Source organism: Geomonas subterranea (assembly GCF_019063845.1).
In the GTDB taxonomy this organism is placed as follows: domain Bacteria; phylum Desulfobacterota; class Desulfuromonadia; order Geobacterales; family Geobacteraceae; genus Geomonas; species Geomonas subterranea.
Map to the genome: position 1 here is coordinate 1,353,519 of NZ_CP077683.1, position 23,015 is coordinate 1,376,533.

Annotated in this window: 18 protein-coding genes; 9 read left to right on the top strand and 9 right to left on the bottom strand. The window is 61.6% G+C overall.

Features of this window, described 5'->3' with window-relative positions:
* Positions 1–79: 79 nt before the first annotated feature.
* From KP001_RS05850 to KP001_RS05885, 8 genes are all read right to left on the bottom strand, one after another.
* Complete coding sequence (locus KP001_RS05850; protein WP_217288620.1) at positions 80–1,558, bottom strand: ammonia-forming cytochrome c nitrite reductase subunit c552; 1,479 nt, start codon at positions 1,556–1,558, stop codon at positions 80–82.
* A gap of 199 nt (positions 1,559–1,757) precedes the next feature.
* Positions 1,758–2,660 carry a sensor domain-containing diguanylate cyclase gene (locus KP001_RS05855; RefSeq protein ID WP_217288621.1) on the bottom strand — a complete coding sequence of 301 codons (903 nt, stop codon included), beginning with the start codon at positions 2,658–2,660 and terminating at the stop codon, positions 1,758–1,760.
* Between the two features lie 151 nt (positions 2,661–2,811).
* The gene (locus KP001_RS05860) at positions 2,812–3,714 is read right to left on the bottom strand and encodes a Ppx/GppA phosphatase family protein (protein WP_217288622.1); all 903 of its coding nucleotides are present in this window, start codon (positions 3,712–3,714) and stop codon (positions 2,812–2,814) included.
* The gene (locus KP001_RS05865; protein WP_217288623.1) at positions 3,711–5,381 is read right to left on the bottom strand and encodes a Na/Pi cotransporter family protein; all 1,671 of its coding nucleotides are present in this window, start codon (positions 5,379–5,381) and stop codon (positions 3,711–3,713) included. Before KP001_RS05865 ends, KP001_RS05860 begins: the two co-directional genes overlap by 4 nt.
* A gap of 133 nt (positions 5,382–5,514) precedes the next feature.
* Positions 5,515–5,790 (bottom strand): HU family DNA-binding protein, encoded by a 276-nt coding sequence (locus KP001_RS05870; RefSeq protein ID WP_183349941.1) that lies wholly within the window; start codon positions 5,788–5,790, stop codon positions 5,515–5,517.
* A gap of 25 nt (positions 5,791–5,815) precedes the next feature.
* On the bottom strand, positions 5,816–6,865 hold the full coding sequence (locus tag KP001_RS05875; protein WP_217288624.1) for a tetratricopeptide repeat protein: 1,050 nt from the start codon (positions 6,863–6,865) through the stop codon (positions 5,816–5,818).
* 31 nt (positions 6,866–6,896) lie between these two features.
* Positions 6,897–8,210, bottom strand: a complete 1,314-nt coding sequence (gene rlmD / locus KP001_RS05880; protein ID WP_217288625.1) for a 23S rRNA (uracil(1939)-C(5))-methyltransferase RlmD — start codon at positions 8,208–8,210, stop codon at positions 6,897–6,899.
* Positions 8,203–8,595, bottom strand: coding sequence for a hypothetical protein (locus KP001_RS05885; RefSeq protein ID WP_217288626.1), 393 nt, complete (start codon positions 8,593–8,595; stop codon positions 8,203–8,205). Before KP001_RS05885 ends, rlmD begins: the two co-directional genes overlap by 8 nt.
* A gap of 181 nt (positions 8,596–8,776) precedes the next feature.
* Here KP001_RS05885 and infA point away from each other — a divergent pair, with 181 nt between their 5' ends.
* The 7 genes from infA (at position 8,777) to KP001_RS05920 (ending at position 15,964) form a co-directional block, all read left to right on the top strand.
* Positions 8,777–8,995, top strand: a complete 219-nt coding sequence (infA, locus tag KP001_RS05890; RefSeq protein WP_012530490.1) for a translation initiation factor IF-1 — start codon at positions 8,777–8,779, stop codon at positions 8,993–8,995.
* Between the two features lie 159 nt (positions 8,996–9,154).
* A complete protein-coding gene (gene efp / locus KP001_RS05895; protein ID WP_216499312.1) occupies positions 9,155–9,718 on the top strand; it encodes an elongation factor P in 564 nt (187 codons plus the stop codon).
* Positions 9,719–9,721: 3 nt separating this feature from the next.
* Positions 9,722–10,633 carry an EF-P lysine aminoacylase GenX gene (locus KP001_RS05900; RefSeq protein ID WP_217288627.1) on the top strand — a complete coding sequence of 304 codons (912 nt, stop codon included), beginning with the start codon at positions 9,722–9,724 and terminating at the stop codon, positions 10,631–10,633.
* A 267-nt stretch (positions 10,634–10,900) separates the two neighbouring features.
* Positions 10,901–11,887: a biotin synthase BioB gene (gene bioB / locus KP001_RS05905; protein WP_217288628.1), complete on the top strand. Its 987-nt coding sequence runs from the start codon at positions 10,901–10,903 to the stop codon at positions 11,885–11,887.
* A gap of 193 nt (positions 11,888–12,080) precedes the next feature.
* On the top strand, positions 12,081–12,800 hold the full coding sequence (gene bioD / locus KP001_RS05910) for a dethiobiotin synthase (RefSeq protein ID WP_217288629.1): 720 nt from the start codon (positions 12,081–12,083) through the stop codon (positions 12,798–12,800).
* Positions 12,801–12,934: 134 nt separating this feature from the next.
* Complete coding sequence (gene bioA, locus KP001_RS05915; RefSeq protein WP_217288630.1) at positions 12,935–14,296, top strand: adenosylmethionine--8-amino-7-oxononanoate transaminase; 1,362 nt, start codon at positions 12,935–12,937, stop codon at positions 14,294–14,296.
* A gap of 291 nt (positions 14,297–14,587) precedes the next feature.
* Positions 14,588–15,964 (top strand): TatD family hydrolase, encoded by a 1,377-nt coding sequence (locus tag KP001_RS05920; RefSeq protein ID WP_217288631.1) that lies wholly within the window; start codon positions 14,588–14,590, stop codon positions 15,962–15,964.
* Here the strand turns inward: KP001_RS05920 and KP001_RS05925 are convergent.
* Positions 15,961–17,928, bottom strand: a complete 1,968-nt coding sequence (locus KP001_RS05925; protein ID WP_239027909.1) for an ATP-binding protein — start codon at positions 17,926–17,928, stop codon at positions 15,961–15,963. The genes KP001_RS05920 and KP001_RS05925 overlap by 4 nt on opposite strands.
* Before the next feature lie 650 nt (positions 17,929–18,578).
* Here KP001_RS05925 and KP001_RS05930 point away from each other — a divergent pair.
* The gene (locus tag KP001_RS05930; RefSeq protein ID WP_239027910.1) at positions 18,579–20,723 is read left to right on the top strand and encodes a sensor domain-containing diguanylate cyclase; all 2,145 of its coding nucleotides are present in this window, start codon (positions 18,579–18,581) and stop codon (positions 20,721–20,723) included.
* A 199-nt stretch (positions 20,724–20,922) separates the two neighbouring features.
* Positions 20,923–23,010, top strand: a complete 2,088-nt coding sequence (locus KP001_RS05935) for a PilZ domain-containing protein (RefSeq protein WP_217288633.1) — start codon at positions 20,923–20,925, stop codon at positions 23,008–23,010.
* Positions 23,011–23,015 lie beyond the last annotated feature (5 nt).

Sequence of the window (23,015 nt, forward strand, 5' to 3'; positions counted from 1 at the left end):
TCCAGAGTGCCCCGGGCAAAAATAAGGGAGGGGTTTCTAAGCCCCGCCCTCACCTCTTGGTGCCTTGCCTGCCGTCCCCCTATTTAACCAGAGTGGGCGGCAGGATCTCGTGTTCGCGCTTGAACTGCAGCTTCTTGGTGCCGCGGTTGTTCGTGTACTTCGACAACTCCAGGTCGATCTTTTCCGGCACCCGCTCCCCCGCCTTCGCCAGCAACTGGCGCAGGTGCATATCGGCCCCGGCGGCATGACTCGATGCGTCCTCGATGACGCGCGTGGCTTCGGCCGGGTTGTGGAAGCCGGTCGAGTTCTCGGCGCCCAGGAAGATCAGCCGGTAAAACGCCTGTTCGTAGTGCTCCCTGGCCATCGCGTACAGGTCGTTGTCGAGCTGCTTGCCGGCGGCACGCGCCTTGTTCGCCATTTCAAATAATTTGGCGTCGGTGGCGACCGCGTAGCCGGTCTTGAGGTAGCGGTCAATGAACCGGTCCTGGATGGCGATAACCTTCTGCCGCAACTGCTGCGGCGTTTCGCTGTGACATGCGGCGCAGGTGGACATGCTCCCCTTGAGCGGACTCATGATCCTGTGGTCGGTCAATTCCTCATTATTGGAGGTCATCATCGGCATGTGGCAGTCGGCACAGGTCACCCCCTCGAGGTAATGGGGGCTCTGGTTGGAGTAGAACTCGTACTCCGGGTGGCGAACGAACCCGAGTTTGAACCCGGTCACGGCCTGGGTCCACTCGAGGTTGGCCGGCGAGCTCTTGATCTGCTTGATGATGTTCTCGATGGTGATATGCCCTTCCCTGCTCCCCGCCCAGGGGAAGACGACGTCGGTGGAGTGCATCTCCTTGTCCTTGGGAATCATGTAGGTCACATGGCACTGGGCGCAGACGAAGGTGCGTTTTTGTTCACGGCTCAGTTTGCTCTCGTCCAGGCCGATTTCCCGGAGCGCCTTGCCGAGGGTGAAGCCGCGCGAGATCCTGAGAGCCATCCCTTTGTTGTCGTGACAATCGATGCAGGCGACGCCGAGAGTCTGGTTTGCCTTCGGAAGGCGTGCCAGCACATCTTTGTACGGGGTCGGGAAGTAGGCCGGTCCCATCTCCTTGGCCAGCTTTGGCGCGTAAGGTGTTTTGCAGGTGAGGCAGGCGCCTCCGGCCTTGATCCTGCCGGGATCGACCTCCAGTTGGTCCTGCACCATGTAGTAGTGCCCGCGCGGTTCGTTGTACTCGGCGCCGAAGCCCCAGCCGTTATAAAGCAGTGCCAGGAAAGGGTATTCGTCGAGCTTGTCGCGTCTCTCCTCCCCTACGTCGTACCCCCTTTTGTACTTGCTGAGCCCGGCCGGCGTCGGCTCGCTGGTAAGCTTCCACTGCTGGTAGTGGATCGGGTACAGTTTGCCCCAGCGCGCCGGATCTATGGCCGCATCGGCTGGATCAAGCGGTGCTTCCGTTACCTGCGCAGACTGAACCTCAGCGGCGCGGTGGCTGCAACCGGCCCAGATCCCGGTGCCTGCCAGCATGGCAAGGACGGCGACAGTGCATCTTTTAGCGGTGTTGACACCCATCTGTAATTCCTCCTTTTCATGGCGTTGAGACGGCGGCTACGGCGAAAACCAAACGACATGAGTCTACCATCATTTTTTTGAAAGGCTGATTGAAGGAGGGGAAATGACAGAAAGAAGGACGGGGGAAGCTCAAAACGGGGTGCGCGTTATCTATGTGGGAGGCGTTTGAGATTGCGGCGCGTGGGCGGAGGCCGGCAGATCAGCCGATGGTGAGCCGGTTCTTGCCGGCGGCCTTGCTCTGATACATCAGGGCGTCCGCGCGAGACAGCAACGTCTGCACGGTATCGTTTTCAACGGCCATGGTCGCCCCGATGGAGATGGTGACCCGAAGGGCTTCGCCTTCCACCAGTACGAAGGATTTTTCGACCAGCCGGCGCAGACGCTGTCCCAAGTGCTTCAGATTGGCAGCGGTTACGTTGCGGATGATGCCGACGAATTCCTCGCCTCCCCAGCGGCCGTACAGGTCGAACGGACGGGAGTTGGCGCTCAGGGTACCGGCGACGAACTGAAGCACCCGGTCCCCCGTCTCGTGTCCGTAACGGTCGTTGACCCCCTTGAAGTCGTCGATGTCCATGAAAAGGATGCCGAAAGGGATATCGTACCGGTTCAGCTCCTCGAGGCGGGACTCGAGTTCGCGGTCGAGATAGCGGCGGTTGGCAAGCTGGGTGAGCCCGTCAAGCAGGGCCAGCTTTTCCAGTTCCTGCAGGCGGAGTTCGTTGACGGCCTGGTGGCTGCTGTCGGAGAACATCTCGACGCCACCTATCACCGTGCCCGAGTCGTCGGTGAGGGGGATGACGCGCACCGACACCGGTATCCGGTGGCCGTTTTTGTGGTGCAAAAAGACCGCGGCGTCGTGAGGGAGCCCCTCCTCGATGGTGGAGGCGAGTGGGCATTCGCTGCAGCAGAGGTTCAGGCCGACATCATCGACGTGGCAAAGGATGTTGTCGGCGCATGGCTTGCCAACGACCTCCTCGGCGCTGTACCCTGATATCCTTTCCGCCGCGTGGTTCCAAAAGACGATTTTCCGGTCCAGATCGACGATGTACAGCCCATCCCGCAGGTCACCAATGATCTTTTTGTACGACTCTTTGCTGAGATACATCGACTAGAGGCTCCTTGGGCGGAAAAGGGAGGCCGGACCGCTACCCGAAGGAGGGACGGAGGCTACCGCTGCATTAAAGGATTGGGGGCGAATGGCTAATGAGTATACCGTTGCCACCAACGTTGTCAAAGGATAAAGCCTTTGCTTCCGGCTAGACTCCCAGGATCAGCCCTTCGAGGAGGCCGGAATCGCTGACCTTGAAGGTGGAGAACCCGAACTCGCGCATGGTGGTGAGCACGACGAGGATGCCGGCGATGATCAGGTCCTCGCGCCCGGGCTCAAGACCTGGCACCTGCAGGCGCTCCTGCGGCGTGAGCGGGAGGAGCCTGTTGAACATCGTCTCGACCTTGGCCAGCGGCAGCGTGTGGTTGTTGACCTTTTTGTAGTCGTAATCGGTCATGCCGAGGTCGATGGCGGCAAGGGTCGTTGCCGTACCGGCCGTACCGACCAGGGTCGCCCCGCTGAAACGCTCCGCGAGCCCCTCCCCGGCCAATTCACGTCGCAACGACGAGAGTTCACGCCGGATCTTGTCTTCCATCTCGGCAACCCCGGCCTTTCCCTCGGTGAGGCGGACCACCCCGATCGGGAGGCTGCGGGAGAAAAGAGGCTTTTGCTCCGAGGCCAGCGTGTATTCCGTGCTCCCTCCCCCCACGTCGAACACGGCGAGGTCCTCGTTCTTGTTGTCCAGGATGGAGGCTACCCCTCTCAGGGTGAGCATCGCCTCCTCGTTGCCGTCGATTATCTCCAGGGCGATGCCGGTCTCTTCGAGCACACGCCTGCAGAAACCGGCGCCGTTTTTTGCGTCCCGCACCGCCGAGGTGGCCACCGCCCTCAGGCGCACCACGCCGTGGCTCGCCATGTCGGCGGCGAACTCCTTCAAGGCGGCAAGCGAGCGTTCCTGCGCCTCGGTGGAGAGTCCGGTTTCGCGGGTGAAGCCGCCTCCCAGCCTCGTGATGATGCGCTTCAAGAGCACCTGCCGGTATGGGGTTCGGGTGGCGATCTGAAGCCGGGCGGTGTTGGTGCCGAGGTCGATGGCGGCTACCTTGTCGGTCATGGGTGGAGTCCTTTTCTTTGGGCGATTATGGAGAAGCAGAGCTGGGATATCTTGGTGAAACTGATGACGATGTCGCCGTAGAGTAGCCCCGCGACGATGCTGCACTTGCCGCTTTTCAGCCGGCGCAGGTGGCTTGCCTGCAGTTCGCTCTCCAGGGAGGCGATTTCCAGCTTGAGGTTCGTCATATCCTGAACCTGCTCCCCTTTCAGCACCGCCTCGCACAGGACGACCACCTCCCCCACCTTTGCGGCGACACGTTTGAGTTCCTCCATGGCGCTGGCGGAGAAACGGAGCCGCTCCTCCTTCTTGCGCATCAGGTAGTTGAGGATCGCCTCGGCCTGGTCCCCCACCTGCTCGATCTCGTTTACGAGCTCCAGCATGGTCGGTATCTCGACCGCGCGCTCCAGTGACAGCGTCTCGCGCGAGAGCGCCACCAGGAACTGGGACATGTCGCGGTGCAGCACGTCCAGCACCACTTCCTTGTCGCGGACGGCGGCGGCGACCTTCGGATTGAAGCCGTCAAACTGCGACGTGAGCTCCGCGTACATGGCAGCGGCGATCCCCCCCATCCTGGCGAGCTCGTTCCATGCCTGGACCAGGGCGATGGTGGGGGTCTTGATGACGCGCACGTCGATGAAGCGCGGGCGCGGCTCGCTCTCGGAGCGCCTGGTGGGGAGCAGCGTCTCGGCGGAGCGGGCGAAGAAGCCGATGGTGGGGAGAAACATGAGGAGCGACGCCACGGTGAAGAGCGTGTGGGCGTTGGCCAGGTGTCTGGCTATGTGGGGGCGCAGCGCCTGCACCACCGCCTCCGGCGGCGCGCCGCGATGCCAAAGGGATAGATCGCCGGGCGAAACCAGTGCCACGGCCTTCAGGAATAACGGGAAGAAAGTCAGGGCGAGGGCGATGGCCACCAAGCTGATGCCAAGATAGATGACCACCGCGCGTTTGGCGGTCTGGGTGCCGCCGATGGAGGCGATGAGCGGAATCAGTGCCGCCCCGGCCACCTCGCCGATGACCATGGCGATGGCGGCGTCATAGGGCAAAACGCCCGCCGAGGCGAGGGCGATCACGATGCCCAAAGTGGCGCTGCCCGACTGCACCAGGAAGGTGAGCAGCGCGCCGAGCAGGACCGCGACCAGGCGCACCGAGGGAAGCCCCTGGTGCAGACCCGCGATGATGGCGCTTTCGCTGAGCGGCAGGCACGCACCTTCCAGGATGGAGAGGCCGAAGAAGACGAGACCGATCCCCAGCAGCATCCCGCCGGCGTCGGCAAGCCTGCGCGTGCGGGAGAACAAATTGAGGAAGACCCCGATGGTTATGGCTGGCAGGGCTACGGCGGAAACGCGGAAAGCGATGAACTGTATGGCGAGGGTGGTGCCGATGCCGGTACCGAGCAGCACCCCCAGTGCCTGGTACAGGGAAAGGAGGCCGGCGTTCACGAAGCCGACCACGAGGACTGACGCCGCTGAGCCGGACTGCAGGATGGAGGCGAGACAACTGCCGATCAGGGGGGCGGCGAGGCGGTTGCCGGTGGTCCGCTCCAGCACGCGGCGCAGGCGTTCTCCGGTTACCTTTTGCAGCCCCTCCGACATGGTGCGCATGCCGAGTATGAAGAGCGCAAGGCCACCGAGTGCCTCAACGATGTACGACCAAGGGGTGGGAAACATGGTAATGCCAGTCCAGCAGTGTTAAGGCGAAAATCGCCTCGAGAATAATGGGCGCCCGCCGGTCATGGCGGCCGGCGGGCGCAGTGGTGCTATCAGGATTCGGTTACTCCCGTGACGGATAGGGGTGTAGCGGTTAGCCGGAGACTTTTTCTTTAAGTTCCTTGCCGACCTTGAAGAAAGGTAGCTTCTTCGCCTTCACGGAGATGGATTCGCCCGTCTTGGGGTTTCTCCCGGTGTAGGCGTCGTACTCCTTCACCACGAAGCTGCCAAACCCCCTGATCTCGATCCGGTCGCCGGAAAGAAGGGCCTCGGTCATCGACGCGAAGACGGCATTGACGACTTCCTCCGCCTTCTTGAAGGAGAGGGTCTTTTTAGCTGCGAGAGATTCAATGAGTTCTGATTTGTTCATTGTCCACCTCCGGAAACCAGCTTCTTTAGCAACATCCTTTTAGGTATTTCTTGGTCAGGTACTTCACGTCGTCGGTGCGCCCCTGGCGGTTCAGAATCGGGATGAGCCGCTCGGCGGCAGCCTTGGCCATGCCGGGCTGCTCCAGGGACTTGGTCCACAACTCCATGGCGCGCTCCGTGTCGCCGGTAGCCTCGTGCAGTTCGCCAAGCATGAACTGGGCCTGGTCGGGGATTATATTGAGCTCCAGCATCCGCTGCGCGACAGCTATCGCCTGGGGGTAGCGCCCGCCGCCGGCCATCAAATGAATGAGGGCCAGGTACACGGTCGCGTTCTGGGGATTGAGCGCCAGTGCTCGATTCAGGAGCGCCTCGCTCTCATGAATTTGCCCCGCCCTGAACATTATAAGTGCCACTTCGTATAATACAATGTCATTTTCACCAGATAACAACATTTCCTGCAAAATTGTGAACGCCTCGCGATCGTTGCCCTCATGAATCATGAGGTACGCCTTGGCGAATTTGGGACCGAGGTCGGCGTAGCGTCCGGGGAGGTCACCCGGGAGCGGCTGGACCATGAGGAAGAACTGGTCCTCCTCGGAAAGGCTCATGCCCATCGGCGCGGGCTCCTCGTGATGGTGGTCGCCGTGCCCCTTGCAGGTCGTGCAGGAGCCTCCGCCGTGCGGCTTGTAGTTGCCGGCGCCGGCGGGTGCGGCGGGCTTGGCCTCGGCCTGTGCCTCGGGCTGCTCCAGTTTCGCGGCCTCGGCGCGGGCGCGCGACTTGATGCCGGGATCGGCGGCGAGGTCGGCGGCGAGACAGAAGTGATCGTGCGCCTTTTGTGCTTCACCGGCGCGCAGGGCGTGCTCCCCCTCCTGCAGGTTCAGCTCGCCCAGTTTGTCGCAGGCCTGGTCCATGGCCTGGCGGATGGCTGCGGCTTCCTGGTGCTCCTCGGCCGGGCAGAGCTTCAGCGCTTCCTGAAAGTCGACCCGCGCATCCGAGTAGCGCTCAGCGGCGAGGTGCTTGGCACCCTGATTCTGGTAATGACGGAAATCCTTCTTGCCGAACAGTCCGAAAAACATGCAGCCTCCGATTGGTGGAATGAAATGAATATTATGCGCGTACCAGTTCGGTGACGCTCTCGAGGTGGTAGGTCTGCGGGAACATGTCCACCGGTTTCGAGCGGGTCACCCGGTACCCGTTGCCGCAAAGCGAAGCGAGATCGCGGGCCAGGGTGGCCGGGTCACAGGAAACGTAAATGATTTTGCGTGGCGCGAGACCGGCCAGCTCAGCGGCAGCCTCGGCGCCCCCCCGCGGAGGGTCGAGCACCACCAGGTCGAACGAATCCTTCCGCTTGACCAGACGCCTGACGGCCTGGGCCACGTCGCTGACCAGGAACTCGGCGTTTTGAATCCCGTTCGCCTCGGCGTTGGCCACGGCATCCGCGATGGACGGCGCGTATCCCTCCACCCCCATCACGTGCGCCGCATTGTGCGCCAGCGGCAGAGAGAGGTTGCCGTTGCCGCAGTACAGGTCGAGCACCCGCTCCTTACCGGTCAGCCCCGCCCACTCGCATGCGGTGCGGATCAATTCGAGATTCTGCCGGTAGTTGACCTGGGAGAAACCGCCTCGTCCGAAACGGAGCTTCAGCTCCCTGGAGCCGGGAGTGAGGCTCGCCGGGACCCGGTAGCTCAGCGAGTCGATGCCGAAGGCCTTTTCGAGCTCCCCTTTCCGGCCGCTGCGCACGAACACCCCGGCGACGGAGGGGAGCCGGGAGCGGTCCCGGGTCAGAGACTCGAGCAAGGGAGCACCGCCCCCCCTGCTGTGCACGATGGCGATCCCGTCCCCGTCGTCACCGGTCGAGAGGTCTATCTGGTGGACCGACTCGCATTGGGGTAGCCCGGGGAGGAGCACCCTGAATTCCGCGGCCATACGGTTCAACAGCGGCTGCGCCAACGGGCAGCCGGTGCCGAAATCGACGACGTCATGGGAGCCGGTGCGGAAAAAGCCTAGTCGCAGCGCCCCAGCCGCGACGGTGACCTTAACTTGAACGCGGGAGCGGTAGCCGTAGGAATCGGGCGACGCAGCGACCGGCAGCACGCTCTCCCGCTCGACCTTGCCGATGCGCGACAGGGTGTCAGCGAAGATGCCCCCCTTTTGTTTCACCTGCTCGGAGTACGGCAGGAACTGCCAGTCGCAGCCGCCGCACTCCCCGAAGACCGGGCAGACCGGGGCGATGCGCAGCGCGGAGGGCTCGACCAGTTCGACCAGTTCCCCCTCCAGGAACGAGCGTTTCTCCCTGACCACGCGGATCCTGGCGTGGTCGCCCGGAGCGGTGAAGGGAACGAAACAGGCCTTCCCTTCCACCCTCCCGAAGCCGGCGCCGCCGTAACAGAGACTCTCTATCGCGATGATCCGGTCAGCCATGGATACCGCGCGGCACGAACCCCGTTTTTCGTCCACGGACGCGGGTCAGTTCGGACTGGACCAGTTTCCTCGGGAAATCGGGGGTGTTGAAATAGCCAAGGGAATGCGCGGCGAAATCGGAGATCACCCGCTCCACGGTCTCGTCCACGGAGAGCGAGGCCACCCCCTGGTGCTCGATTTCCTTCTTGTAGCTCACGCTGGCGCCAAGCAGTTTCCTGGCCGCCTCGTGGGATTCATCGTCGGGGAAAAGGCCGGGTGAAAGCGGGACTTCGCAGCATATCTGGATGCGGACCTGGTGGTAATCGCCGAAGTAGCGGCGTGTGGCATCGAAGAAGCGAACGGTGAGCCCGTTGGACAGCGGGATCTCCCTGATCAGTTTTTGCATGTAAAGTCGGTACTCCTTGGAAAAATCTGGTCATTTTTTTAGCATGTTATGGGGATTCTGTAAATAGCGATGATATCGAAGGGAAAATGGGAACAGCTGTGAAATGCAGCTTGCTTTTTGCGGTAAAAATTTGTAGACTCACAGATTGTTAAAAGAAGCCACATCCCTCCCAGGAGCAAAAATGAGCAAGGAAGAAGCAATAGAAGTCGAAGGAACGGTCATTGAGCCGCTTCCCAACGCGATGTTCAAGGTGAAGCTGGAAAACGACCACATGGTGCTGGCGCACATTTCAGGCAAGATGAGGAAGTTTTTCATCAAGATCCTGCCTGGCGACAAGGTCACCGTCGAGCTCTCTCCCTACGACCTGAGCCGCGGCCGCATCACCTATCGCGCAAAATAAACCCCTTCCCCGTACGTCACCGGCGTCTGTCCCTGCCACTCTCAGCATCGCTGCAAGGCACCTACGGATAACATAGGACCCAATACCGGTTTAGCTGCGTGCACCGCGCGCAGCACACTGAACCTTTATTCAATCCCACAGTAAGAAGAGGAAGAACCAATGTACACTGCAGCCGATCTGAGAAAAGGTTTGAAAATCACCATCGACAACGAGCCTTACATCATCACCCACTTCGACTTCGCCAAGCCGGGCAAAGGGCAGGCCCTTTACCGCACCAAGATGAAGAACATGATCACCGGCTCCACCCTGGACCGCACCTACCGCTCCGGCGAGACCTTCGAACCCGCGAGCCTCGAAGACCGCGTGATGCAGTACCTCTACAAGGAAGATGATCACTACTGCTTCATGGACAACAGCACCTTCGAGCAGATCCACATCAGCGAAGACGCCATGGGCGACGCCAAGAACTACCTGATCGACAACCTCCAGGTGGACGTGCTCCTGTTCAGGGAGAAGGCGATCGGCGTGGACGTGCCCAACTTCGTCAACCTGCGCGTCGTGCAGACCGACCCCTGGGTCAAGGGCGACACCTCCGGCAGCGATTCCAAGCCCGCCACCGTCGAGACCGGCTACGTGCTGCGCGTACCGCCGTTCATCGAAGAAGGCGAACTGATCACCATCGACACCCGCACCGGCGAGTACTCCACCAGGGTCAAGGGGTAAGACATGTCGGGAAGTTGGCCACTGGCCAGGCGCTCACAGGCCCTGGCCCAGCGTGGCGCGATCTTCACCAGGATCAGGATGTTTTTCCAGGAAAAGGGGTATCTCGAGGTCGAGACCCCTTTTCGTATTCCCGCTCCCGCCCCCGAGACCCAGATCGACGCCATACCCAGTGACGGCTGGTTCATGCAGACTTCGCCCGAACTCTGCATGAAGCGGCTCCTCGCCGCAGGTTATCCCCGGATTTTCCAGATCTGCCGCTGCTGGCGCGACGGCGAGCGCGGAAGCAGGCACCTGAGCGAATTCACCATGCTCGAGTGGTACCGGGCGCAGGCTGACTACCGCGTGCTGATGGACGAGACCGAGGAACTGGTCAGGGCCGCCGCTGGAGGTTCCGGCATCACCTATCGCGGCGTGCAGATCGACCTCTCCCCCCCCTGGGAACGGATCACGGTCCGCGACGCCTTCCTGCGCTACGCCGGCACCATCGCAGAAAGCGCCCTGTCCGGGGGCACTTTCGACGAACTCATGGTCGAGAAGGTCGAGCCGATGCTCGGTATGGGCCGCCCCACCTTCATCTACGATTACCCCGCCAGTTGCTCCGCACTGGCCCGCCTGAAGAGCGAAGATCCGTCGGTGGCCGAACGCTTCGAACTCTACATGGGAGGGCTCGAGATCGCCAACGCCTTCTCTGAACTGATCGACCCGGTCGAGCAGCGCGCAAGGTTCGAGGCTGAGGCCGCTGAGCGGCTCCGCCAGGGCAAACCCGCCTACCCCATGCCCGAAAAATTCCTCGACGCGCTTTCCGGGATGCCGGAAGCAGCCGGAATCGCCCTCGGCCTCGACCGTCTGGTGATGGTCCTTCTCGACGCAGAGAGCATCGACGACGTCGTCGCCTTCACCACCGAGGAGCTTTGACCGAGCTCGCGGCCGGCGACCAGTGGTCGGCGGCCGCGGCGTTCCCCTCACCCCTGTCCTAGGTCACAGTCCCCTCGCCCTTTGGGAGAGGGTGGCCGAAGGCCGGGTGTGGGTTCTTGCCTCAGCGAGATGTTGCTTCCTATCGATGCAAATCCCCCTTTTCAGAGAAGCGACGGACCACACCCTCACCTAATCGTCAACCGTCCACCTTGAAGTGGTTGACAACCTACTCCCGCGCGTGCTAAATGAGCGCTTGGAGGATCACTCATGGAAAAACTCATCTCTGAAATAGCTCAAAGAATCATCGCAGGCGGGTCCATCACCCAGGACGAGGCCGTCCGGCTCTCGGACGCCCAAGGCTCGGAACTCTTCGACCTGTACCGCGCCGCCACTCGCGTCAAGGAGCACTTCGTCGGCAACGAGGTGCACCTCTGCTCCATCATCAACGCCAAGTCCGGCCGTTGCGCCGAAAACTGCGCCTTCTGCGCCCAATCCGCTCACCACACGACGGACGCACCGGTTTACCCGCTGGTCCAGGAAGAGCAGATGGTGGAATGCGCGAAGACGGCCGAGACCAACGGCTCCGCCTGTTTCGGCATCATCACCAGCGGCACCACGGTCAAGGGGCAGGAACTCGAACAGATATTGGCCGCATTGCGCCGCATAAGGAAGGAAACCTCCATCCTCCCCTCCTGCTCCCTCGGCATCATCGACGAGGAGACCGCGCTGAAACTCAAGGAAGCCGGGATGGACACCTACCACCACAACCTCGAGACCGCGGAGAGCTTCTTCCCCAACATCTGCACCACCCACGAATACCAGGATGACGTCAACACGGTCCGCGCCGTTAAGAAAGCCGGTGTGAAGGTCTGCTCGGGGGGGATTTTCGGCATGGGCGAGAGCGCCGCGCAGCGCGTCGAGATGGCCTTCACCCTCAAGGACCTGGACGTAGACTCCGTACCGATGAACTTTCTGAACCCCATCGAGGGAACCAGGCTCGAGGGGGCCAGGAACATCACCGCGCAGGAGTGCCTTAAGACCATCGCCATCTACCGCCTGATCCTGCCGGCAAAGAGAATTACCATCTGCGGCGGCCGCGAGAAGAACCTGCGCGACCTGCAGTCCTGGATCTTCTTCGCCGGCGCGAACGGCACCATGATCGGCAACTACCTGACCACCCTTGGGCGCAACGTCGACACCGACCTGACCATGTTCAGCGATCTCGGCCTCACCACGGTCATGTGCGCGCACTAAACCACGACCGTTTGCCCCCTCGCTCATAAGGACATCCCCTCTCCCCCCGGGAGAGGGTGGCCGCAGGTCGGGTGAGGGAGACGCCGTTACCATCCGGTACATCCCTCTCCCAGAGGGAGAGGGATGGGGCAACCGGCAGGGGCGAATGATTATTCGCCCCTACAGTTGAACCTGACTGAAAGGAAAACAGCATATGCCTGCCAAAAGCATCTTCATCACCGGGACCGACACTGGAGTCGGGAAAACCATCGCATCGGCCACCATCGCCATGCTCCTGCGGAAAATGGGGCACAGTGTCGGCGTCATGAAGCCGGTCACCAGCGGCTGCATCGAGCGCGACGGCGCTCTGGTCTCCGAAGACGCGGAACTCCTCGCCTTTGCCGCCGGCGTTCCGGTAACGCCGGACTCCGCCACGTACCTGCTCAGGGCGCCCCTTGCCCCTTCCGTTTCCGCCAGCCAGGACAGCGTCCGCATCAGCTTCGACGCCATCAAGGAGGCCTACCAGAGACTCGCCGCCAACTACGATTTCATCATCGTGGAAGGTGCCGGCGGTTTGATGGTCCCCCTGGCCGGGGGGATGCTGGTGGCAGACCTCGCCCTGCACCTGGGGCTTCCCATCGCGGTGGTGGCACGCCCCAATCTCGGCACCATCAACCATACCCTGCTCACCACCTTCACCGCGCGCACCCTTGGGCTGCAGGTGAAAGGGGTCATCGTGAACCGCTACCCCGACGCCCCCGACCAGGCCGAATCCTACGCGCCGCACATGATCGACTCTCTGTCCGGCTCGCAGCTCCTCGGCCTCTTCCCCGACATCCAGGCGGAAAACGAGCGCGAACTGGTCACCCGGCTTACCGACCGGCTGCTGCAGATGCCGGCGACCGGAATCATGCTCAGGGAGATGTTCGAATAACCTAGAACCGGTTCTACGTTCTACGTACCGGTTCCAGGTTGACGGGATTACATCCTTGATGGAAACTTCACCTTGCCTTGTTCCACCGCTTGATGCCTTGAGGGGCGGCGGTGGCTTCTTTTTTGGAGGACAACATGGTTGAACTCGATACCGAAACGCTCAGACGCTACGACAGCGACTACCTGTGGCACCCCTTCACCCAGATGAGTGAATGGGAAAACGCCGAGAACATCATCATCACCAGGGGGGAAGGCTCCTTCATCATCGACTCCGACGGCAACCGCTACCTGGACGGTGTGGGCGCCATCTGGACCAACGTGCACGGCCACTGCCGCAAGGAGATCAACGACGCGGTCAAGGAACAGGTGGACCGGCTCGAACACTCCACCCTGCTCGGGCTCTCCAACGACCGCGCCGCACTCCTGGCCAAGCGCCTGATCGATATCGCCCCCCCGGGGCTCGCCAAGGTGTTTTACTCCGACAACGGCTCGACCGCGGTCGAGATCGGCGTGAAGATGGCCTTCCAGTACCAGCAGCAGACCGGAAACAAGGCCAAGCAGAAGTTCATCCGCTTCGACAACGCCTACCACGGTGACACGGTCGGCTCCATGAGCGTGGGCGGCATCGCCATCTACCACGAGGTATACGCCCCCCTGCTCTTCCCGACCATCATGGCCCCCTCCCCCTACTGCTACCGCTGCCCCCTTTCCTCTGAAGGGGATTGCGGCAGTTGCGGCCTTCTCTGCCTGAAGGAACTCGAGCGGCTCATGAAAGAACACGCGCATGAACTGGCTGGTCTCGTGATCGAGCCCTCGGTGCAGGGGGCCGGCGGCATGATCGTGCAGCCTCCAGGCTTCGTCAAGGGGGTGCGTGAACTGTGCGACCGCTACGATGTCCTCATGATCGCGGACGAGGTCGCCGTCGGCTTCGGCCGCACCGGAGCCATGTTCGCCTGCGGCAAGGAAGGGGTGACCCCGGACATCATGGCCATCTCCAAAGGGATCTCGGCCGGCTACCTGCCACTAGCCGCCACGCTCACCACCCGCAAAGTCTACGACGCCTTCTGGGGCGCTTACAGCGACCTCAAGACCTTCTTCCACGGCCACACCTTCACCGGGAACCCCATTGCCTGCGCGGCCGCGCTCGCAAGCCTCGACCTCTTCGAGAAGGACCGCCTGCTGGAGCAGTTGCCGGAGAAGATCGACTACCTCCAGGACCGGCTGCAACGGCTCATGGAACTGCCCCACGTCGGAGACGTACGCCAGGAAGGGATGATCGCCGGGATCGAACTGGTCCGCGACCGTCACAGCCGCGAACCGTACCACTGGGAGGAGCGTGTCGGTGTCCGGGTGTGCCTGGAAGCCCGGAAGCACGGACTGTTCCTCCGCCCCTTGGGGAACGTGATCGTCGTGTTCCCTCCCCTCTCCATCTCGATGGACGAACTCGCCATCCTCATGGACGGCATTGAGGCCTCCATCCGCTGCATCACCGGATAGGCTGCCGACCCGCCGCGCCCGACGCAGAAACATCTGGCATCTGACAAATTCATCCAGTAATATAATGAACTTCGCCTCTACTCCCCTCTCCCGCCCGGAGAGGGGCAGGGGTTTGGCGGCTCAGGCGGCACCGGGCTCGGAGGGCGAGTCCCCCGGCACCAATGACGCCGGTTCGTCCCCCGTCCGCCCTGCGGTACCCTCTCCCGGTGGGCGAGGGAGTGACGGTCGCCGCCACGGCGCACAGCATCATAAACAGAGCATGTTACAGAGTAAAAGCTCGAGGAGCACTTCATGGAACTGATCGACAGCCATTCCCACATATACGGACACGAGTACGCGGAGGATTTCGAGGAGATGATGGCCCGCGCCAGTGAAGCGGGGGTGGGCACCATCATGGCGGTAGGCGCGGACATGGAGTCCAGCCGCGAGGCGGTTGCCTTGGCGGCCGCGCGCCCCAACATCTACTGCGCGGTGGGTATCCATCCCCACGACGCGGCCGGCGTGACCGAGGAGGACTACCAGGCGGTGCGCGAACTCGCCCTGGGAAACCCGAAGGTGGTTGCCATAGGCGAGGTGGGGCTCGACTTCTTCCGTGACCGTTCGCCCCGCCCGGCGCAGGAAGAGGTGTTCCGGCGTTTCATCCGGATGGCGCGGGAACTCTCGCTGCCGCTCATCATCCACGACCGCGACGCCCATGACCGCATCCTCGCCATCCTCAAGGAGGAAAAGGCCCACGAAGTGGGGGGCGTTTTGCACTGCTTCTCCGGCGACCTGGCCATGGCGCAGGAATGCATCGCGATGAACTTCATGATCTCCATCCCCGGCACCGTCACCTACCCCTCCAACGAGGCGCTCAGGGAGGTGGTGCGCGGGGTGAAGATCGAAAGGCTCATGGTGGAAACCGACGCACCCTACCTCACCCCGGTACCGCACCGCGGCAAGAGGAACGAGCCCGCCTTCGTGAGGTTTGCCGCCGAGCGGATCGCGGAACTGAAAGGTCTTTCCCCCGACGACGTGGGGCGCATCACGTCCTTCAACACGAGGAGACTGTTCCGGATCGACCAGCCGGCACAGGAGGACACCATCGCCTACAAGATCCGGGAATCCCTCTACCTCAACATCACCAACCGCTGCTCCAACCGCTGCACCTTCTGCCCCAAGTTCGAGGAACTGTCGGTCAAGGGGCATGAGCTGAAGCTCTCGCACGAGCCCGATTTCGCTGAGGTGATCGCCGCCGTGGACGCGGCATCGGATTATAACGAGGTGGTCTTCTGCGGGTTCGGCGAGCCCCTGATCCGGCTGGACCTGGTCAAGGAGGTGGCTGCCGAGCTGAAACGGCGGGGTTTGCGGGTGAGGATCAACACGGACGGGCAGGCAAACCTCGTGCACGGCCGGAACATACTGCCGGAACTGAGCGGGCTGGTGGATTCACTGTCGGTCAGCCTGAACGCCGCCAACGCCGCCGATTACGACAGGCTCTGCAATACCCCGTTCGGGGCGGCGGGATTCGCGGGTTTGTGCGATTTCCTGCGGGAGGCTCCCCGGTACGTGCCCCAGGTGACGGCGAGCGCGGTGACGGTGCCAGGGCTTGATGTCGACCAGGTTCGTAAACTCGCCCTGTCGCTCGGCGTCGAATTCCGCGAGCGCGAGTACTCCGAGGTCGGCTAGGGTGCGTCGGCGGGGGGGAGCGTGAAGTAGAAGGTCGATCCCTCGCCTGGCACCCCCTCGCCCCACACCCTGCCCCCCATCCGCTCCAGCATGTGGCGCACCATGGAAAGGCCCAGGCCGTGGCCGCCGAAGCGGCTGCCGTCATGCAGTTTCTGGAACGGGGTGAAGAGTTTTTCGGACTCGGTCATGTCGAACCCCTCCCCGTTGTCCCTCACGTAACAGATCCCGCCGTTTCTGCCGAAGGAGATCCTGGTGCAGCTTTTCAGCGCGCTGTACTTCCAGGCGTTCCCCAAAAGGTTTTCCATCACGCTGGCCAGCAGCCTCTGGTCGCCGGTGACCACTACGCCATCCTCCACTTCCAGCGACACCTCCCTTTTGGGATCGGTGATCCTCAGGTCTGCCAGGATGCGCCGGGCCAGGAGACTCAGGTCGACGGGCTGCAGGGTCGGCCGCGCCGATTTCACCTCGGAAAAATCAAGCATCCTGTCCAAGGTCCTCTCCATCCTCTCTCCGCCACTTATGATGCTGGCCAGGTACTCCTTGGCGGGTTCGTCGAGCCGGTCACCGTAACCTTCCAGCAACAATTCGCCGTAGCCGTAGATCACCCGCAGCGGAGTGCGCAGATCATGGGAGACCGAATCGTAGAGCAATTCGAGCTCTGCGTAGGCCTGGCTCAACTCCGAGGTCCGCTCTGCGACGCGCCGTTCCAGGTGCTCCGACGCCCTGCGGAGCTGGTCCGACAACCGCCTCTCGTTGGCGAGCCGCATCGCGTTGCGAACGCTCACCCCGATCACAGGCGCGATCCCCTGTATAAGGTTGAGATCGCTTTGCAGCAGCCCTCCTGCCCTGCTTGCGTCATCGACGGCGAGCACCCCCAGCGCCTCACCTTCACAAACGATGGGGGCACAGATGAACGATCTGACCCCGAGGGCGTGGATAAGCGAGAAGTTTTCCGGAACCGCCTGCAGCCTGATATCCTCGATGTCCCCGACCAGCACCGGTTGCTGGGTGTGGAAGCAGCTGACCAGCACCCCGCGGGGGGCACCGGAAGCAAGCGGGAACTCGATGCGGCGCACCCGCTCCTCCTCCTCGGGGCTCAGGCCGAAACAGCCGCGCAAAACGAGGGTGTTGTGCTGCGGATCGAGCAGGACCACGATGCCCCGGCCGTACCCGAGCCTGGTATGCAGGATGTGGTTGACGCTGGAGAGGATGCCGTCAAGTTCGGACCGGGTGGATATGACCTGGCCGATCTCGTTGACGGCGAGGGCGCGATCGAAGTTCTCCTGGACCTGGGAGAGGAGCCTTTCGCTTGAACTGCGCATGCTGGTGAGCGACGAAAGGAGGGCCTTGCGCTCGAAATGATGACTGAGCATGGTGAACCCAAGGTAGAAGAGGAGCGCGAGCAGAACCGCAGGGCCCATGAGCGTGGGGCTCCAGTAGAGCGCGCCCAGCAAAGCGACGAGCAGCAGCAGCGAGCAGGTGCGCTGCGCCAGCAGCAGCCGCGAGGCCAGCGAGGGGCGCCACCTGATCAGGTAGCGGCACACCGTGCCCCCCTTGAATACGCATTCGGTGTGCACGATCTCGGGGAAGTCATGTCCGAAAAGCAAAAACGCGGCCTCGAAGAAACCGATCCGGTTCTCGCATTGGCTCGGATTCTCCCGCACCCCCTCGTTGAAGGCAACGGTGAGTTCTATCTCGCGGGGACCGGTTTTACGGGCGCTGCAGCGGGAAGAACGGGTGAACCTGGGAGCTATCCTGTTGATGAGATAAAAGATGTACTCGGGCCCCACCATGCCGAGGAAGAACGACCTCAGGGGACCGAGGACGTCGGGCGAGGCGGAGTAGCGGCCGGCCTCACGGGCTATCGCCTGGTCGCCGGTAACCTGCACCAGCTTTTCGTGGAAAAGGTCGACCTGGCGCTGGCTGAACCAGTGCCCGGGGTCCGAGACTTCGTGCCGCTTCATACCCGCGTGAGCCAGCAATCCCGAAATGTCTACATCCGGGTACTTTTTCCGAAGTAGTTTCAGGTAGGAGTCGAAAATACGGCTGTTATAGAGGGGCGTGTCCGGGGACTGTGGCATCCGCAACCTTTCAGGTGTCGATTGCGACGGATTTTAGCGGTAACGCTGGCGGGAATCAATCAGTTTATTCCCTATGCATCCCCACTTCACTCAATTCACATCCACATATTCATATGATTTAAAATGGAAGACTTAATCAGCAGCCATTAGCATTGACGGGTGAACACGATCAGAGTGTCCACTCCAGGACTACGACGTGCCGGATCCAGCCAGCCTATATCTTTGGACATAAACGCATTAATATGTGATTCAAAATACTGACTTTATTACTGCATGCTCCGATAGTAACATTGCCGCACAATCCTTGCGCCAATATCGATGCATCACATCCGGGTTGACGGCGCTGCGTCCACCGCCAGTTTTAAGCGCAGATAATTGCAGGTTTTTAATAGTATTTGACCGCAAAAAGAACGGATGAAAGAACACGCTGCGTTGGTGTGGAACGTGCATTATAAATGTCTCTTTTAACGCATGCCGGGCACCCCTTCCCTCTCCCGAGAACCCGCATGCACCATTGCACCGGAGCCTGACCTGTGACACAGGAACGAGCGAACATGCCTTTCGGCGACCTGCTGACGGAGTTGAAGAGACTCCCCGCACTGGACCGCTACAGCCTTACGCTGTATCGCAGGTGTGCCGGTGCGGTTGCGTCCATTGGTCGTTTCGAACCCTGCGCCACGATGGTGGAAGATCATCTATGCCGGGAGGTTTCGCGTCAGTTCTTCGAGGAGAACATGGAGGTGTTCTTCGACGAGGGGACCCCTTCAGTCTGTCGCTACGGTGGCGGCTTCTTCGGCTTTCTCATCCCCTTCAGCATGTCCGGCGAAGACTTCTGTCTGGTTGGAGACGGCGTACGCGAGGCATCCATCGATCTGTGGCAACTGGCGTCACTGGCCAGAGACGGCGGCGATGCCTTTTCGCTGCTCCCATACGTGGAATCGCTTTGCACGGCGAGCTACGAGGAGGTCGAGAACGTCGCCGAGCAGGTGAGACTGAAAATCGAGCAGTACAGGCTTCCTGAGGCGGCTGGAAGTGCGCACGCCGCCGTGGCGCAGGGCCAGGAGCCGGTTGGCGACGCGGAGTTGGCGGCGGTGTCCCAGGCCATGGAGAGGCTCGACAAGGCCGCCACCGTCACCGCCTGCATCGCCATCTGCTGCGAGACCATCGTCTCCGCATTTCAAGCCGCGAGTATCGCGGTCGCTCTCCCCGACAACGATGGAAAATCCTTCCCGGTAACCGGCGTGTGGGGGCTTCCCGACGAACTGGGAACCGTCAACGCGGACTCGCTGCACCTGTTCGTTGCGCCGGAAAAGGTGAAGAAGACCGTGCTATGGGACGGCAAGATGCGCGCCCTCCTTCCCGAAATAAGGGCAGCCGTCTGCACCATCTTCCCTTTGAAGGCGCAGGGGGAGCGGCTCGGATTCCTGGCGCTGTTCGACACCGACGTCCACACAAACGCCGCGCTGCTCATCTCCATGCTGGCCGGCGCCATGGCGGGAAAGCTCTCCTCGATCGGCAAGGACGCGACGCGCAGCAAGGAAAACGCCCTCTCCGAACGCCTCATGTCGCTCACCGACACGCTTTTGCAGATAGACAGCAAGGACCTCCTCTACGAATCGATCCTGAAGATCGCGTCGGAACTGATCGATGCGACCCAGGGATCGATCATGCTGATCGACAAGGACGGCGTCGGGATGCAGATCGTTTTCACCCAGGGCATGACGCTCAACGTTGCGCGCTGCCTGCAGCTCAAGGTGGGCAAGGGCATCGCGGGCATGGTCGCCAAGACCGGGCAACCGCTGCTCGTCAACGACGTCGAGAAGGACAGCAGGGTCGCGATGGCCAACAGGTCGCGTTTCAAGTCCAAGTCGCTGATCTGCATCCCCCTCAAGCTGAAGGACAAGGTGATCGGGGTGCTGAACCTCTCCGACAAGAAAAACCTGCGTCCTTTCACCCACTCCGACCTGCAGCTGCTCACTTCCTTCGCGAACCTCGCCTCCCTGATGATCGAGCGCACCGAGGTGCTCGAGGAGTCGGAGCGCTTCGAGCAGCTCTCGGTCACCGATCCCCTCACCGGCCTCTATAACCGCCGCTTCCTGAAAAGCAGGCTCGAGGAGGAACTAAACCGGAGCATGCGCCAGGGGTTGAACCTCACCATCATCTTCATCGACCTCGACTTCTTCAAGAGCTACAACGACCTCTGCGGGCACCTGGCCGGGGACGAGGCGCTCAAGCTGACCGCCGACATCATCAAGGATTCGCTGCGCGACATGGACATCGTGGCCCGTTACGGAGGCGAGGAGTTCTGCGCCGTGCTGCCGGGCACTTCGAAGGTCGAGGCGATGATCGTGGCGGAGCGGATCCGCGCCGGAATCGAGAGCAAGCGTTTCCCCGGCGAGAGCGACATACCGCTCAGGCGGCTCACTGCCAGCCTCGGCGTAGCCTCCTTCCCCGAGGATGGCAGGTCGTTCAACGACCTGGTGCACGCCTCGGATATCGCGCTCTACGAGGCGAAGGCGCGTGGCCGCAACCGCATCGTGGCGGCGCGCACTTCCTCCGAGCGTGGTGAGCCAAAGCACGAGATACCCGAGCACCGCCCCGTGCAGACGCAGAGCGCCCTCGCCAAGACCCTGGATTTCAACGCCTATCTCGAAGCTTCTCTGCAGTCCAAAGGGTGAGCCCGAAAGTTCCGCGCACCTTCTCCCACCCTGGAACGGCTCCCGCCGCCCCCCCCTGTGGCCTATCGGCCTCTTTTTTCAATGACACACATCGTTTTATAGTGAAAAATTATTCAGATTATGCTATTAATCGCAGCGCGTAACTGGTGGATGTCCTGCATCTCTTTCACAAGCACTGGCATACAGTCATGAGGTAGTGATGAAAGACGCCAGCAAGATTTTACAGTTTGCCCGGCCGGACACAGTAATAGAGTTTTCTCCCGGTACCGAGAAGGAGGCCGGGCTCAATAAGCTGATCAACAAACTTAATTTCATCAACTTCCAAGAAGAGTCCATCCTCGTCAACTTCAGGCACACCAAGTACCCCCGAACCGTAACCCTCGAAGCAGCCCCCCTTCCCTGTCTGAACAACAAACTCGAATGCCGCTGGGTGTCGGTGGACTCCATCAACGCCGCGACCAACGGCTGCGCCTTCGAGAGCATCTTCGTGGTCAGCGGCCACCGCATGATCACCGCCACACCCGAACTGATCAGCATCAGTGACGAGGGGGCCGTGTTCCTGCTTCCCGAGAAATGCATCGAGGTCAACTACCGCAAGTCCCGGCGCCACCCGTGCCATGGGGTCTCCGGCGAACTGTTCCAGAACGGAGCCCGCTTCCAGGGGACGCTGATCGACTTCAGCGCCGTTTCCTTCAGGGTCCGGGTCGAAGGGGACGGCGGCCGCGCCTTCAACTGGATCAACAGCGAGGCCCCGGTCCAGGTGGTCTTCACCGGTGACGGCACCACCCTGTACTCTTCCGAGTGCCGCATCACCTCGCAGACGCTTGGGCACCGGGACCGGATCTACCTGCTCGAGCCGCTGCAGGCGCGCATGCAGCGCTTCAAGGCGAAGGAGATCCGCAGCTGCCGGCACGAACTGCTCCCGCTTCCCAACGCGGTCTTCAAACACCCCTTCAGCCACAAGATCATCGACCTGAAGGTCCTCGACATCTCCGGCTCCGGGTTCTCGGTCTGCGAGGACGTCGAGGCGAGCGTTCTCCTGCCGGGGATGATCGTACCCGAACTGGAGCTGCGCATCGGCAACAGCTTTTCCACCAGGTGCGTTGCGCAGGTCGTCTACCGCGAGGATGCCTCCAGCAAGGAGAACGCCCCGGTGGTGAAGTGCGGACTATGCTTCCTGGACATGGACATCAGAGACCACGTCAGCCTCTTGTCGCTACTGTACCTCGCCAAGAACCGGCACTCCTACGTGAGCACGCAGGTGGACCTTGACGAACTCTGGCAGTTCTTCTTCGATACCGGCTTCATCTATCCGGAGAAGTATCACTTCGTTCAGCTGAACAAGGCCCACCTCAAGGAGACCTACCGCAGGCTCTACACCGAAAACCCCGGCATCGCCCGGCACTTCATCTACCAGGAGCACGGCAACATCCTGGGGCACCTGGCGATGCTGCGCTTTTATCAGGGGACCTGGCTTGTGCACCACCACGCAGCCAACAAGTCCGAATCCAACCAGGCCGGCATGATCGTGCTCGACCACCTGTGCAACTCGATCAACGACACCTACAACCTGCGCTCGGCGCACATGGACTACCTGATCTGCTACTACAAGCCGGAAAACAGGTTTCCCAACAGGATCTTCGGCGGCTTCCTGAAGGAGGCCGGGGACAAGAGGAGCTGCTCCACCGACACCTTCGTTTACTTCCACTACCAGCGCACCTTCTCGGATGACTGGAACTTCTCCGGCCCCTGGGGGCTCACCCGCACCACGAGGGAGGACCTGCTCGAACTGGAGGCGTTCTACGAGCAGTACTCCGGCGGGCTCATGCTGCACGCCCTCGACCTGGAACCGGGGATGAGCGAGTGCGAGGAGTTGTCACACGATTACCGGGAGGCGGGATTCTCGCTGCAGCGCCACCTCTACACCTTGAAGCGCGACGGTGCGATCAAGGCGGTGTTCATGATCAACATCTCCGACGTCGGGCTGAACCTTTCCGACCTCACCAACTGCATCAAGGTATTCGTCCTGGACCAGGAGCAGTTTCCCAGGGACATCCTGCTCATAGCGCTCTCGATCATCACGCACAAGTACCAGCAAAACGACATACCGGTGATGGTCTACCCGGAAAGCTACGCCGAGGCCACCAACCTCCCCTACGAGCGCAAATACATCCTCTGGGCCTTCAATGCCCAGACGCAGACCTCCAACTTCATCAAATACTTAGGAGACCTCCACCCACGCGGCAAGTACAAAAGGGCGCCAAAGAGCGCGGCCCAGGGGACCTAGGGAAG